14 protein-coding genes are annotated in these 12,602 nt (G+C 72.5%); 3 read left to right on the top strand and 11 right to left on the bottom strand.

The features are described from left to right. Nucleotides 1–46: 46 nt before the first annotated feature. Nucleotides 47–451 carry a DUF5319 domain-containing protein gene (locus HQ603_RS03165; RefSeq protein WP_222682864.1) on the top strand — a complete coding sequence of 135 codons (405 nt, stop codon included), beginning with the start codon at nt 47–49 and terminating at the stop codon, nt 449–451. A gap of 97 nt (nt 452–548) precedes the next feature. On the opposite strand, the gene HQ603_RS03160 is transcribed toward HQ603_RS03165, so the two are convergent. From HQ603_RS03160 to HQ603_RS03150, 3 genes are all read right to left on the bottom strand, one after another. Further along, the gene (locus HQ603_RS03160) at nt 549–1,499 is read right to left on the bottom strand and encodes an anti-sigma-D factor RsdA (RefSeq protein ID WP_222682863.1); all 951 of its coding nucleotides are present in this window, start codon (nt 1,497–1,499) and stop codon (nt 549–551) included. After that, nucleotides 1,489–2,070, bottom strand: coding sequence for a sigma-70 family RNA polymerase sigma factor (locus HQ603_RS03155; RefSeq protein WP_222682862.1), 582 nt, complete (start codon nt 2,068–2,070; stop codon nt 1,489–1,491). The genes HQ603_RS03160 and HQ603_RS03155 overlap by 11 nt, the downstream gene beginning before the upstream one ends. A 162-nt stretch (nt 2,071–2,232) precedes the next feature. Continuing rightward, nucleotides 2,233–2,949: a hypothetical protein gene (locus HQ603_RS03150; protein ID WP_222682861.1), complete on the bottom strand. Its 717-nt coding sequence runs from the start codon at nt 2,947–2,949 to the stop codon at nt 2,233–2,235. Nucleotides 2,950–3,287: 338 nt separating this feature from the next. On the opposite strand from HQ603_RS03150, the gene HQ603_RS03145 reads away from it, so the two are divergent. Further along, on the top strand, nt 3,288–3,581 hold the full coding sequence (locus HQ603_RS03145; protein ID WP_222683242.1) for a WhiB family transcriptional regulator: 294 nt from the start codon (nt 3,288–3,290) through the stop codon (nt 3,579–3,581). Between the two features lie 94 nt (nt 3,582–3,675). Here HQ603_RS03145 and groL read toward each other — a convergent pair whose 3' ends face one another. From groL to HQ603_RS03130, 3 genes are all read right to left on the bottom strand, one after another. Next, a complete protein-coding gene (gene groL, locus HQ603_RS03140; RefSeq protein WP_222682860.1) occupies nt 3,676–5,292 on the bottom strand; it encodes a chaperonin GroEL in 1,617 nt (538 codons plus the stop codon). An 82-nt stretch (nt 5,293–5,374) separates the two neighbouring features. Then, on the bottom strand, nt 5,375–5,674 hold the full coding sequence (groES, locus tag HQ603_RS03135) for a co-chaperone GroES (RefSeq protein WP_027503792.1): 300 nt from the start codon (nt 5,672–5,674) through the stop codon (nt 5,375–5,377). A gap of 187 nt (nt 5,675–5,861) precedes the next feature. Next, nucleotides 5,862–6,953, bottom strand: a complete 1,092-nt coding sequence (locus HQ603_RS03130; RefSeq protein ID WP_308126336.1) for an LLM class flavin-dependent oxidoreductase — start codon at nt 6,951–6,953, stop codon at nt 5,862–5,864. A 229-nt stretch (nt 6,954–7,182) separates the two neighbouring features. Here HQ603_RS03130 and HQ603_RS03125 point away from each other — a divergent pair, with 229 nt between their 5' ends. Then, on the top strand, nt 7,183–8,790 hold the full coding sequence (locus tag HQ603_RS03125; protein WP_222682859.1) for an Hsp70 family protein: 1,608 nt from the start codon (nt 7,183–7,185) through the stop codon (nt 8,788–8,790). 10 nt (nt 8,791–8,800) lie between these two features. Here HQ603_RS03125 and tsaD read toward each other — a convergent pair whose 3' ends face one another. The 5 genes from tsaD to HQ603_RS03100 are packed head-to-tail and all read right to left on the bottom strand — an operon-like array spanning nt 8,801 to nt 12,593. After that, nucleotides 8,801–9,847 (bottom strand): tRNA (adenosine(37)-N6)-threonylcarbamoyltransferase complex transferase subunit TsaD, encoded by a 1,047-nt coding sequence (tsaD, locus tag HQ603_RS03120; RefSeq protein ID WP_222682858.1) that lies wholly within the window; start codon nt 9,845–9,847, stop codon nt 8,801–8,803. Beyond that, a complete protein-coding gene (gene rimI, locus HQ603_RS03115) occupies nt 9,844–10,314 on the bottom strand; it encodes a ribosomal protein S18-alanine N-acetyltransferase (RefSeq protein ID WP_222683239.1) in 471 nt (156 codons plus the stop codon). The genes tsaD and rimI overlap by 4 nt, the downstream gene beginning before the upstream one ends. Before the next feature lie 14 nt (nt 10,315–10,328). Beyond that, entirely contained in the window at nt 10,329–11,060 is a 732-nt protein-coding gene (gene tsaB / locus HQ603_RS03110) for a tRNA (adenosine(37)-N6)-threonylcarbamoyltransferase complex dimerization subunit type 1 TsaB (RefSeq protein WP_222682857.1), read from the bottom strand. A gap of 11 nt (nt 11,061–11,071) precedes the next feature. Continuing rightward, nucleotides 11,072–11,542 (bottom strand): tRNA (adenosine(37)-N6)-threonylcarbamoyltransferase complex ATPase subunit type 1 TsaE, encoded by a 471-nt coding sequence (gene tsaE, locus HQ603_RS03105; protein ID WP_222682856.1) that lies wholly within the window; start codon nt 11,540–11,542, stop codon nt 11,072–11,074. After that, nucleotides 11,535–12,593: an alpha/beta fold hydrolase gene (locus HQ603_RS03100; RefSeq protein WP_222683238.1), complete on the bottom strand. Its 1,059-nt coding sequence runs from the start codon at nt 12,591–12,593 to the stop codon at nt 11,535–11,537. The genes tsaE and HQ603_RS03100 overlap by 8 nt, the downstream gene beginning before the upstream one ends. Between the last annotated feature and the right edge of the window lie 9 nt (nt 12,594–12,602).

Here is a 12,602-nt window from a genome sequence, read left to right as displayed (position 1 = left end):
CCGTAGCGGTGGCGCGGACCGGCCCTCGCTGCGTACCGTGGTCGACGTGCGCGATCAATTGCCTCCCGGTCTTCCACCAGACCCGTTCGCCGGTGATCCCGCCGACCCCTCGGCGGCACTCGACGCGATCGAGCCCGGACAGCCCCTCGACCCCCAGGAGCGCCTGGCGGTGGAGGAGGATCTCGCCGATCTCGCGGTCTACGAGGCACTGCTCTCCCACCGCGGTGTCCGCGGACTGGTCGTCTGCTGCGAGGACTGCCAGCAGGACCACTTCCACGACTGGGACATGCTGCGCGCGAACCTGCTGCAACTGCTGGTCGACGGCACCGTCCGTCCCCACGAGCCGGCCTACGATCCCATTCCCGACGCCTACGTCACCTGGGACTACTGCCGGGGATACGCCGACGCGTCGATGAACGACGCGCTGCACGGCGACGGCTTCGACGCCTGACCCGACCCCCGAAACCACGAACGACCACGAACGACCACTCGACGACGAACGCCCACCGACCGCGAGGTCGGTGGGCGTTCGTCGTACGGGGGTGACCCTAGTTCGGCGTCTGCTCGCCGGCGTCCGGTGCGGCCGTGGGCGCCGGCGCGGTGCTCGGTAGCACCGGCAGGCGGAGGATGTCCGGCAGTTCGGTCGTGGTGGTGGGTACGGGCAGTCCCGGCAGCGCCGTGGGAACGGGGATCGGCAGAGTCGGGAAGTTCGACGGCAGCGGCAGCGCCGGCGGCAGGCTCGGGATCGCCGACGGAATCACGACGTCGGACGGCAGAGGCGACAAGTCTTGGGGCAGCTGCGGGGCCTCCGGCGCCGGAACGTCCGGCGTGACCGTCGGCGCGGGCGGAGCCGGGAACACCGGAGGCGTCAGCGTCGACAGTTGCTGGTTCAGCCGCGTCCACCACCCCAGGAGTTCGGCGCGCTGCTGCTCGTCCCGGACGGCCGGGGTCCGCGTGGCGGCCTCGGCCAGCAGGGTACGAGCCTGGTCGGCGTCGCCGCGCGCGAGCGCGGTCTCGACGTTCTGCAGTGCCGACGTCGTGTCGACCCGTGCCGCCGTGGACTCCGCTTCCTGCGTGAAGACCACTTCCTTGACCTTCCACAGCGGGTCGCCCGGCTCGGCCCCGAAGGACACCGCGGACACACCGCCGGCGAGGAAGGCCACCGCCGCGGCCGCACCGACCACGGGTCGGAGCATGCGCAGGCGGCTCCGGGCGCGACCACGATCGGCCGCGCCGTCCCGCTCGCGGTCCATGGCGGCCTGCACCTCGTCGAGCGACGGGCCGGCGGGCATGGGGGTGGAGACGATGTCCTCGCGCCACTCGGCCAGCAGCGCGGCCAGTCGATACTCGTCCGCGTCCGCCGTGGCGACGGGACCGTGGCCCGCGATCGCCTCGATGAGGGCGTCGTCTCGACGCACGGCCATCAGATCGACGGGGGTGTCCTCGTCGTCGTCGAGCGACCGGTCGCGGTCCGCGCCGCGCCCCGTGTCACGGGCCATACTTGTCACCTGCTCCCACTACAGCCGTCTTCAGCTTCGCCAATGCCCGGTGTTGCGCCACACGGACGGCGCCGGCGGTGCTTCCCACCGCGGCAGCCGTCTCCTCCGCCGACAGCCCGACCACCAGCCGAAGCACCAGGATCTCGCGGTGTTTCTCCGGCAGCGTCGAGAGCAGCTCGGTCATGCGGCGTCCTGCCTCCGAGTCCAGCGCCCGTTGCTCGGGGCCTTCCTCGGTGGACATGACATCCGGAACATCGGCCATGGGTTCGGATTTGTTACGGGCCGAACTGCGGTGGGCGTCGGCGACCTTGTGGGAGGCGATTCCGTAGACGAACGCCATGAACGGCCGGCCCTGATCCTCGTAGCGGGGCAGCGCCGTCATGACGGCGATGCAGACCTCCTGGGCGACGTCGTCCGCGGACATCTGACCGCGGTCTCCGGCGCCCACGCGCGCACGGCAGTAGCGGACGACGACGGGTCGCACGGTCTCGAGCACGACGGCCATGGCGTTGCGATCGCCGCGGGCCGCCGCGGCCACGGCGGCGTCGAGCCCTCCGTCCGTGACGATCATGCGTTCACCCCCGTCGTGCTGCTCCCGACCCGTCCGTCGACCGAACGCGCTTCCCGACCGGTGCCGCCGACCGGGAACCCTCTCAGGATAGTCACCGCGAGAATTCGTGTGACCGAACAGTCCGCTTCGCGGCGGGCTCGACGCACTGCACTCCCCGCACGCTCAGTCGAACGGTCCGCCGCGGGCACGCAGGACCGCGGCGAGCCGGGCCCGCTCGGCCGCGGCGAGGGGGTCGCCCGCGGCGTCCCCGATCGCCGCGGCGGCCCACGCCAACGGCAGGAACCCGCCGTCCTCGGCCTCGCGTCGGACGCGTCGTGCGTCTCCGCGCACCCCGTCTCGGCCGGTCACGAGGGCGGCGGCGGTGCGCACCACCGCCGACTTCACCCGGTGCCGCGGCGAGTCGAGCGCGTCGGCCGCGGCGGACGCGCTCAGCGCCCAGCGCTCGGCGGCCGCGCCGTCGCCCGACGCCATGGCCACCTCCGCACGGACCCACCGGTAGCGCACACCCGCCCGCGGCGACTCCCCCGCCGGCTCGCAGCGCGCAAGCAGAGCGGCCGCCCGGGTGAGCAGCGCGGTCGACGTCGACAACCGGCCCACCCCGAGTGCGTCCGCCGCGAGCCCGACCAGCGCGTCCACGGCGGCCGGGGACGCGGTCCGCAGTCCCACCTCGGCCGCGGCGCGACCGTCGAGCACGGCCGCGCGGCGGTGGTCGCCGCCCTGCCGGACGAGCGACGCGTCGAGGCTCGCGGCCATCGAGCGCACGACGGCGTCCGGTGAGCGGCGCAGCGCGGCGGCGTCGGCGCGCGCCCGCGCGTACCAGCCGAGGCCGCCGAGTTCCACGGCGCGACGCCACGCCCGGACGTCGTTCGTCTCGATCACCGGAACCACGCTATCGGTGCGCCCGACGCAGAGTTTTCCCACTGTTCACATCGCGCGTGACGGCCCACCGCGGGCCCGTCGGTAACGCGCGCTGGTCGCCCGGATGACGGCCGCGTTACGACCGTCGCCCGGGACCGGCGGGACCGGACGCACGTGACGGGCAGGTTAAGAAATTCGGCCTCGGACTGTGGAGATCACCACGAATCCGGACTGTTGACGCCTTTTCGGACCCCTTCGTACGGTTGCTCTGGTCCTGGTGGACGCCACGCCGGGACCGGTGACCGCCGATGACGCGAGATCCGACCCACCACCGGTCACCACCGACGCAGGAGGACGCCATGCCCCAGCCCGAGAACCTTCCCGGACCCAACGCCGACGTCTGGGACTGGCAGATGCACGGCGCGTGCCGCGGCGTCGACTCGTCCGTCTTCTTCCATCCCGACGGCGAGCGCGGACGTGCCCGCGCCCAGCGTGAAGCGCGCGCGAAGGAGATGTGCCGTGAGTGCCCGGTGCTGCGTCAGTGCCGATTGCACGCGCTGGCCGTGAACGAGCCCTACGGCATCTGGGGCGGCCTGAGCGAGGCGGAGCGCGACGCACTGGCCCGGCGCGGACGTCGCCGCATCGCGTCCTGACCGGCGGCCTTCCGGCCGACCCACCCGACGACGAGACCCCACCGGATCGGATCCGGTGAGGTCTCGTCGTGTTCGGGCCGAGCGGGTCGCTCGATCAGTGGCTGTGGCCGTGTCCGTGGCCCTCGTCGCCCTCGTCCTCGACGGGCTTGTCGACGACGGTGGACTCGGTGGTGAGGATCATCTTGGCCACCGACGCGGCGTTGACGACGGCGGACCGCGTCACCTTGACCGGATCGATGACGCCCTCGGCGACCAGGTCGCCGTAGGTGAGCGTCGCGGCGTTGAAGCCGGTGGTGTCCTCGGCGTCGGCGAGCTTGCCGACGACGACGGATCCGTCGACGCCCGCGTTGGAGGCGATCCAGAACATCGGAGCCCGCAGGGCGAGGCGGACGGCCTCGACACCGATGGCCTCGTCGCCCGTCAGGCCCAGGCCGCCCGCGAGACCGCGCGAGGCGTGGACCAGAGCGGCGCCGCCGCCGGGGACGATGCCCTCCTCGACGGCCGCCTTGGCCGCGTTCACCGCGTCCTCGACGCGGAACTTGCGCTCCTTGAGGTCGGTCTCGGTGGCCGCGCCGACCTTGATGACGGCGACGCCGCCGGCGAGCTTGGCCAAACGCTCCTCGAGCTTCTCGCGGTCCCAGTCCGAGTCGGTGGCCTCGATCTCGCGACGCAGCTGGGCGACGCGGTCGGCGATGGCCTCGGCGGTGCCCGCGCCCTCGACGATGGTGGTCTCGTCCTTGGAGACGACGACGCGTCGGGCGGTGCCGAGCAGGTCCAGTCCGGCGTCCTTCAGGGTCAGACCCAGGTCGGCGTTGATCACCGTGCCGCCGGTGACGACGGCGAGGTCCTCGAGGAACGCCTTGCGGCGGTCACCGAAGAACGGAGCCTTGACCGCGACGGCCTTGACCGTCTTGCGGATGGAGTTGACCACCAGGGTGGACAGGGCCTCGCCCTCGACGTCCTCCGCGACGATGAGGACGGGCTTGCCGGCCTCGGCGATCTTCTCGAGCAGCGGCAGGAAGTCCGGCAGCGAGCCGATCTTGTCGCGGTAGAGCAGGACGCGCGCGTCCTCGAGGACGGCTTCCTGGCTGTCGGCGTCGGTGACGAAGTAGGGCGAGAGGTAGCCCTTGTCGAACTGCACGCCCTCGGTCACGACCAGCTCGGAGACCAGCGAGCTGGACTCCTCGACGGTGACGACGCCGTCGGCGCCGACGCGGCCGAGCGCCTCGCCGACCATCCGTCCGATGACCTCGTCACGCGAGGACACGGTGGCGACCTGCGCCACGGAGGTCTCGCCCTCGACCGGCACGGCCGCGGCGAGCAGCGCGTCGGAGACGTGCTCGACGGCCTTGGTGATACCGACGCCCAGTGCGATGGGGTTGGCGCCCGCGGCGACGTTCTTCAGACCCTGACGCACCAGCGCCTGAGCCAGCACCGTCGCGGTGGTGGTGCCGTCGCCGGCGACGTCGTTGGTCTTGGTGGCGACACTCTTGACCAGCTGCGCGCCGAGGTTCTCGAACGGGTCCTCGAGCTCGACCTCGCGGGCGATCGAGACACCGTCGTTGGTGACGGTCGGTCCTCCGAACGCCTTCGCGAGCACCACGTGGCGGCCGCGGGGTCCGAGTGTGACCTTGACGGCGTCGGCGAGCTTGTCGACGCCCTTCTCCAGGCTGCGCCGGGCAGCCTCGTTGAATTCCAGTTGCTTGGCCATACGGCTGACGGCTCCTCGTCGGTCGGACGTAACGCAAGCCGCCCCGGGCCACTGAGGGACACCGGGGCGGAGAGCGTGGGGCTTACTTGGAGATGACTGCCAGCACGTCGCGTGCGGACAGGATCAGGTACTCCTCGCCGGCGTACTTGATCTCGGTGCCGCCGTACTTGGAGTAGATGACGGTGTCACCCTCCTTGACGTCGACCGGGATGCGGTTCCCCTTGTCGGTCACGCGGCCTTCGCCGACGGCGACCACGGTGCCCTCCTGGGGCTTCTCCTTGGCCGTGTCGGGGATGACCAGACCGGAGGCGGTCGTCGTCTCGGCCTCGACGGCCTGGACGAGGATCTTGTCCTCGAGCGGCTTGATGTTCACGCCTGCCACGATGAGCCCTCCACTTTCACACGTTCGGTGTCGCGGCCGAGGGTCGTCCTCGGCCGTCGTGTCTTCATGTCCACCTGCGCGAGCAGGATCACTTGCGTGACGCTGTGGATCGCCGTCCCGTCGTCGCGGGTGCCGGGCCGACGGACCCTGGCGTCGTCTAGCACTCTATACATGCGAGTGCCAGCACTCAACCTCTCCGACTGCCCGATGTCGCGGCCATCCGCTCCCGCACGCGCGGCGCGACCTCGGTGCCGAGGAACTCGATGCTGCGCAGCACCTTCTCGTGCGGCAGGGTGCCCACGCTGATGTGCAGCATGAACCGGTCCAGCCCGAGCAGGCGGGACATCGTGACGATCTTGTCGGCCACGGTGTCCGGCGAGCCGAGCACCAGCGACCCCTGCGGCGAGCGGGCCGCGTCGAACTGGCCGCGGCCGATCGGCGGCCACCCGCGCTCGCGGCCGATGTGGGACATCGCGGTGCGGTACGGGCCGAAGAACTCGTCGGCCGCGGCGTCGTCGGAGTCCCCGACGTAGCCGTGCGCGTGCACCGCGAGCGGCGTGCGGGGCTTTCCGAACTCGTCGAGCGCCCGGCGATACAGGTCACCGAACGGCGCGAACCGCGCCGGCTCGCCGCCGATGATGGCCAGCGCCACGGGCAGGCCGTACGACGCGGCGCGCACCACCGACTGCGGATTGCCACCCACCCCGACCCACACCGGCAGCGGATCCTGCTGCGCGCGGGGGTGGACGGGCTGATCGGCGAGGGCCGGACGGTGGCGTCCGCTCCAGGTGACGCGGTCGGAGTTCGCGATCGCCACCAGCAGATCGAGTTTCTCGGCGAACAGCTCGTCGTAGTCCTCGAGGCGGTAGCCGAACAGCGGGAACGACTCGGTGAAGGATCCGCGGCCGGCGATGACCTCCGCGCGGCCCGAGGAGAGCTGGTCGAGTGTCGCGAAGTCCTGGTACACGCGCACCGGATCGTCGGAGCTGAGCACCGTCACCGCGCTGGTCAGGCGGATGCGCGACGTGCGGGCCGCAATGGCGGCGAGCACGACGGCGGGGGCGGAGGCCGCGAAGTCCTCCCGGTGATGTTCGCCCACCCCGTAGACGTCGAGACCCATGCGGTCGGCGAGCTCGGCCTCCTCCACCACCTCGCGCAGGCGCTGTCCGTGGCCGCGCACATTCGCCACGCCCTCTTCCGGGTAGGTCTCGGCGAACGTCGTGACGCCCACCTCGAACGGGGCCGACTCGGGATCTCGGGGCTCCGGAACCACGGACACGCGCACTCACATCCTTTTTCTCGAGGCGACGAAGCCGCCTGTCGGGGCGGGTTCTGCCCGCCGTCGGCACTCACAACGTCGGAGAACGGGCGCGCTATTTCGCGCCGAGTTCGGTAACGTTCCCATAACGGCGCACGCGACGTCTCGTCGGCGTGCGCGGAACCGGGCTCGAACGCCGAGACCACCGAGTACGCCCGGAGCACCGACACCACGCCGAGAGGAGGCGCACATGGACCGGACACCCCCGCGGACCGACCCGTCCGACCGCGCCGTCCCCGACGTGACCCTCGGCGTCTCCGCGGGCTCGGAGGCGGTGTGCGCCGCCGTCCTCACCACCACAGACACCGGCCGCGAACTGTTCGACTACCGCATGCTCACCGTCGACGGCGTGCGGTCCGATCCTGCGGAGCTCGTCACCACCGCGCTCACCCTCGCGACCGACCACCTCGTCCGCGACGGCGAGACGGTCCGGCCGCGCATCGGCGTCGCGCACCGGCCGTCGTCACGCACGCGGCCGTTGCTCACGGCCCTGCGTCGGCACGACGACGCCCTGACCGCCGACAACCTCGTCACCGACGTCGACGCCGCTCTCTGCTGGCTGCGGCACACCGGCGAGGTGGCTCGCTTCGGGCACGTCCTGCTGATCGACGTCGGCGCGTCCGGCAGCACCATCAGCGTGGTCGACCAGGTCGACGGCACCGTGCGCGCGTCCACGCGGACCGACGCGATGAGCGGCCGCGTCGTCGATCGCGCCCTCGCCGCCACGGTCGAGTCGCGTCTGCAGACCGTGCGCGCGCTGGACCGAACCCTCGTCGCCGCTCGCCTGACCACGGCCAAGGAACAGCTGTCGTCGACCGACCGCAGCAGCGTCGAGCTGCCCGGCGGGGAGACCGTCACCGTGACGCGGGCCGAACTCGACACGGCCCTGGCCGCACCCCTGCTCGCGTTCCGCGCCGCGATCACCGACCTGATCGACACCGCGGTGACCGTGCACGGCCCGGCCGCCCGGCCCGACGCGGCTGCCGTCATCGGTGGCGGCGCGTTCGTGCCCGCCGTCGTCGACGCGGTCGCCGACACCGTCGACGTTCCCCTGGTCACCACCACCGAGCCCGACGCCGCGGTGGCCAAGGGCGCGGCGCTGCTCGCCCGGCGTCTCGCGGCCCCGACCAGAGCCGCGGCCACGCCCGCCACCTCCGGCGTCCGGACCGCCGGCATGGTGGCCGTCGCCTGCGCGGTGCTGGCGGTGGTGCTGGCCTACGGCGTGCAGGCCCTCACCCCGATCGACGACGCCACCGTCACCACCGGTGCCACGACGGGGCTGCGCGAGCAGTCGGTCCCCGCCACCTCCACACCGGACGCGCTGCCCGCGCCCCCGCCCGCGCTCACCGGCGGCTGGGAGGACCCGGCGGCGCCCACGGCGCCCCCGCTGCCCCGATACCCGGCGCCCACCGCGACCTACGACTACACGGCGCCCCCGGCGGCGACGGCCCCGTCGACCCCGACGTCGACTGCACCGGCCACGACCGCGCCGGAGTCCACGACGCCGACCACACCCAGCCTGCGTCCGGCACCGGATCTGCCGATCATCGAACTGCCGGGGCTGCCGGGACTGCCGCCCTGGTGGCCGGGCGCGACCACGACGCCCGATCCCGACGCAGGTCCGACACCACCGGTGACACCGGGGCCCGAGACGGCCCCGTCTCCGACGCCGCCCGTGACCACGACGGCACCGGAACCGGTACCGAACGTCGGGACGCCCGCGCCCCTCCCGCAGCCGAACGGGGTGCCCGCCACGACGGGGTCCAGTTCATCGACGGGGCCGACCGCCGCTCCCTGACCGGGGCCCGTCAGGGCACCAGCGACGTCGACACCGGCAGACCCGGATCCGTCGCCGCCCCGAGCGACGACGGCGCCGCCCCGGACGCGGCGACGTGGGCGCCCAGGGTGGCGATCATGACGCCGTTGTCGGTACACCGGCGCGGGGTCGGTACGCGCAGCGTGACACCCGCTGCGGCACACCGCTCCTCGGCGAGCGACCGGATACGGGAGTTGGCCGTCGCTCCCCCGCCCAGGACCAGCGTGTCGATTCCCCGGTCCTCGAGCGCCCGCATCGCCTTGAGCGTCAACACGTCCGCCACCGCCTCCTGGAACGACGCCGCGACGTCTGCGACCACCAGCGGCGTCCCGGTCCGTTCCGACTTCTCCACGTACCGCGCGACGGCGGTCTTCAGGCCGGAGAAGGAAAAGTCGTAGCGCGCGTCGCGAGGCCCCGTCATGCCGCGGGGGAATGCGATGGCGGTCGGATCACCCTGCGCCGCAAGGCGATCGAGCACGGGGCCACCGGGATAGCCGAGACCGAGCAGACGGGCGACCTTGTCGAACGCCTCGCCCGCCGCATCGTCGACGGTGCTGCCGAGCTCGACGATCGGATCCGCGAGCGACGAGACCTCCAGCAGATGCGTGTGCCCACCCGAGACCAGCAGCGCCACGCACTCGGGCATCGGACCGTGTTCGAGCGTGTCGACCGCGACGTGCCCACCCAGGTGATTGACCGCGTAGAACGGGACACCCCACGCCGCCGCATACGCTTTCGCCGCCGCGACGCCCACGAGCAACGCCCCCGCCAGCCCCGGCCCGATGGTCACCGCCACCGCGTCCGGACGCTCGACGTCCGCGGCCGCCAACGCCCGCCGCATGGTCGGCACGATCGCCTCCAGGTGCGCCCGCGACGCGATCTCCGGCACCACCCCGCCGAAGCGCGCGTGCTGGTCGACGCTCGACGCGACCTCGTCGGCCAACATCTCGCACGTCCCGGCCGCGGCACCGCTCTCGTGATAGCGCACGATGCCGACTCCTGTTTCGTCGCAGGAGCTCTCGATACCCATGACGATCACGAGTCGGATCCTTCCGTCGTCGGTCGACCACCGGGCTCACGGCGCATCGTGTACGCGTCCGCGCCCGACGGGCGGTAGTAACCACGCCGGGTTCCGACGATCGCGAAACCCGACGAACGATAGAGACCCAACGCGGCGTCGTTGTCCGTGCGGACCTCGAGGAACACCGGCCCACCGTGTGCGTCGGCCGCGGCCAGGGCGTCGGCGAGCAACGCCCGTCCGATCCCCCGCCCCTGCGCCGCCGGATCGACCCCGATGGTGTGGATCTCCGCCTCGGCGCCGGAACCCGTTCCCAGCAGCGCGATTCCGGCGTAACCGAGCACACCGCCGTCGTCGTCGCGCACCACGCGGTACCGCACGTGCGGAGTCCGCAGTTCGTCGCGGAACGCGTCCTCGGGCCAGGGACCGTCACCGGGAAACAGGATGGTCTCCAGTTCGGCGCACCGCGCCGCGTCCGCCGGAACCATCGGTTCGATCACCGTCACGAACGCGCTGCCCGATCGGCCGTGGCCACGGCTGCACGATCGGCCGTGGCCACGGCTGCACGATCGGCCGTGGCCACGGCTGCACGATCGGCCGTGGCCACGGCGTCCGGCCGGCGGAGATACTGCGGCACCGGCTCCTCTGGCCGATCCCCACGTCGAATCGCGCCGGCCGCCACCGCGACCAGCGACTCGGGCGACGGACTCTCGACCGGCTCGACGGGCAGATCCACCATGTCGACGTGCGACGCGGACCCCGCCACCACCTCGGCCGACCCCACCTCGACGTCGCCGGGAGCCGACACCGACGGACCCGCCACCGGGCGACCCGCCGAGAATCGAGCCCAGTAGACCTCGCGGCGACGGGCGTCGGTCACCACGAGGACCTCGCGCTCACCGGGCACGGCGGCGGCGATCGCGTCCAGACTGCCCACCCCGTGCACCGGCACGCCAAGGGCGTCGGCGAACGCCATGCCGGTGGCCATCCCGACGCGCAGGCCGGTGAACGGCCCCGGCCCGGTTCCCACCACCACGGCGTCCACGTCGGAGGGCTGGAGTCCGGCCTCGGCGAGGCACTCGACGATCTGCGGGGTCAGCACCTCGGCGTGCAGGCGGGCATCGACGGTCACCCGGGTGGCGAGGGCGACGGGAGCGGCGGCTCCGTCGACATCGAGTCGCACGAGACCCGCGGTCACCGCGGGTGTGGAGGTGTCGACGGCGAGAACGATCACGGACGATCAGGTTACTCGGCGCGACCGCGGGTCCAGTGCCAGGAGGCCGTGCGTACGTCGGACTCCGGCTCCCGCCGGAGGCGAACCACGAGGTGGCGATCGGCGAGCGTGTCGGCCAGCCCCTCACCCCACTCCACCACCACCACTGAATCGGCGAGTTCGGTGTCCAGGTCCAACGCATCGAGTTCGTCCGTCGCCGACGCCCCGGTCCCCAGCCCCAGCCGGTAGGCGTCGACGTGCACCAGGCCCACCCCCGTGTCCGATCCCGGGCGGTGCGTGCGCGCGATCATGAACGTCGGCGAGCTCACCCGACCGACCACACCGAGTCCGCGGGCGAGACCCTTGGTGAAGGTCGTCTTGCCCGCGCCCAGCGGGCCGTCGAGCACCACCACGTCGCCCGCGGCGAGCTCGGCGGCCAGCCGCTCGCCCAGCTGCTCGGTGTCCTCGGCGGTCTCGAGGACCGCCGTGTCCGCCTCACCCAACCGTGATCCTCCTCGGCGTCGCGTCGATCCTGCCGCTCCGCACCCGCTCGACGAGCCGGTCCAGTGCGTCGTTCACCTCGTCCGGGAACTCCAACTGGACCAGGTGACCCGCTCGGCGCACCTGCACCATCTCCGCGTGCGGCAGCATCTCGGACAGCTCGCGGGACTTGTCGAACGGGATCACCCAGTCGTCGTCGCCGCACAGCACCAGCGTGGCCACGTCCGCGATGATCGGCAGCGCCGCCCGCTCGTCGTGCAGCTCGAGGGCCTTCAGGAAGTTGACCATCGTGGTCACCGACGTGTCGTGGATCATCTGTTCCGCGAATGCATCCAGAGCCGGAGACACGGTCGTCCCGAACGACGCCGCCCGCAGGACCGGGGCGACGACCGACCGGACGGCGCCCCGCCCGATCTGCACGACACCGGGGGCGGAGCGCACCGCGAGCCGGAACGCGTCCACCGCGGGGTTCTGCAGGTTCCGGCCGAGACCCGTGGTCGCGATGCCCGCGGCGGTGGTCGAGAGCAGAGCCACCCCCGCCACGCGGTCGGCCACCGCGTCGGGGAACAGTCGGCAGGCCGCGAGCACCGACATGCCGCCCATGGAGTGACCCACCAGCACCACCGGCCCCGTCGGCGCCACGGCGCGGATCACGTCGGCGACGTCCGCGCCGAGTCGGGGGATGTCGCAGTCCTCCGGCGCGACGTCGCCCGACCGTCCGTGGCCGCGCTGGTCGTAGAAGACCATGCGCACGTCGTCGCCCCACCGGGCGGCCAGGTCCCGACGCTGGAAGTACCAGCACTCCGTGCGCAGGCAGTACCCGTGAACGAACACCACCGTGAGAGGGGCCGTCGTCGGACCCACCTCCCGCACGGCCAGCGGCACACCGTCGCTCGCCGCGACGATGCTGCCGCGGTCGAACTCGACCGTCTCGAAGTCCGCAGCGCGGTCGACGCCGGGAACGGGGTCGCCGACCCGGCGCCGCACCGCGGCGATCCCGGCCACGGCCGCCACGGCCGCGATGCTCGCCGCGCCGCCCACGATGCCGGCCATCCGCGCGCC

It is taken from the genome of Rhodococcoides corynebacterioides (assembly GCF_019834675.1).
Lineage (GTDB): Bacteria > Actinomycetota > Actinomycetes > Mycobacteriales > Mycobacteriaceae > Rhodococcoides > Rhodococcoides corynebacterioides_A.
This window is presented reverse-complemented; position numbering and strand designations above follow the sequence as displayed.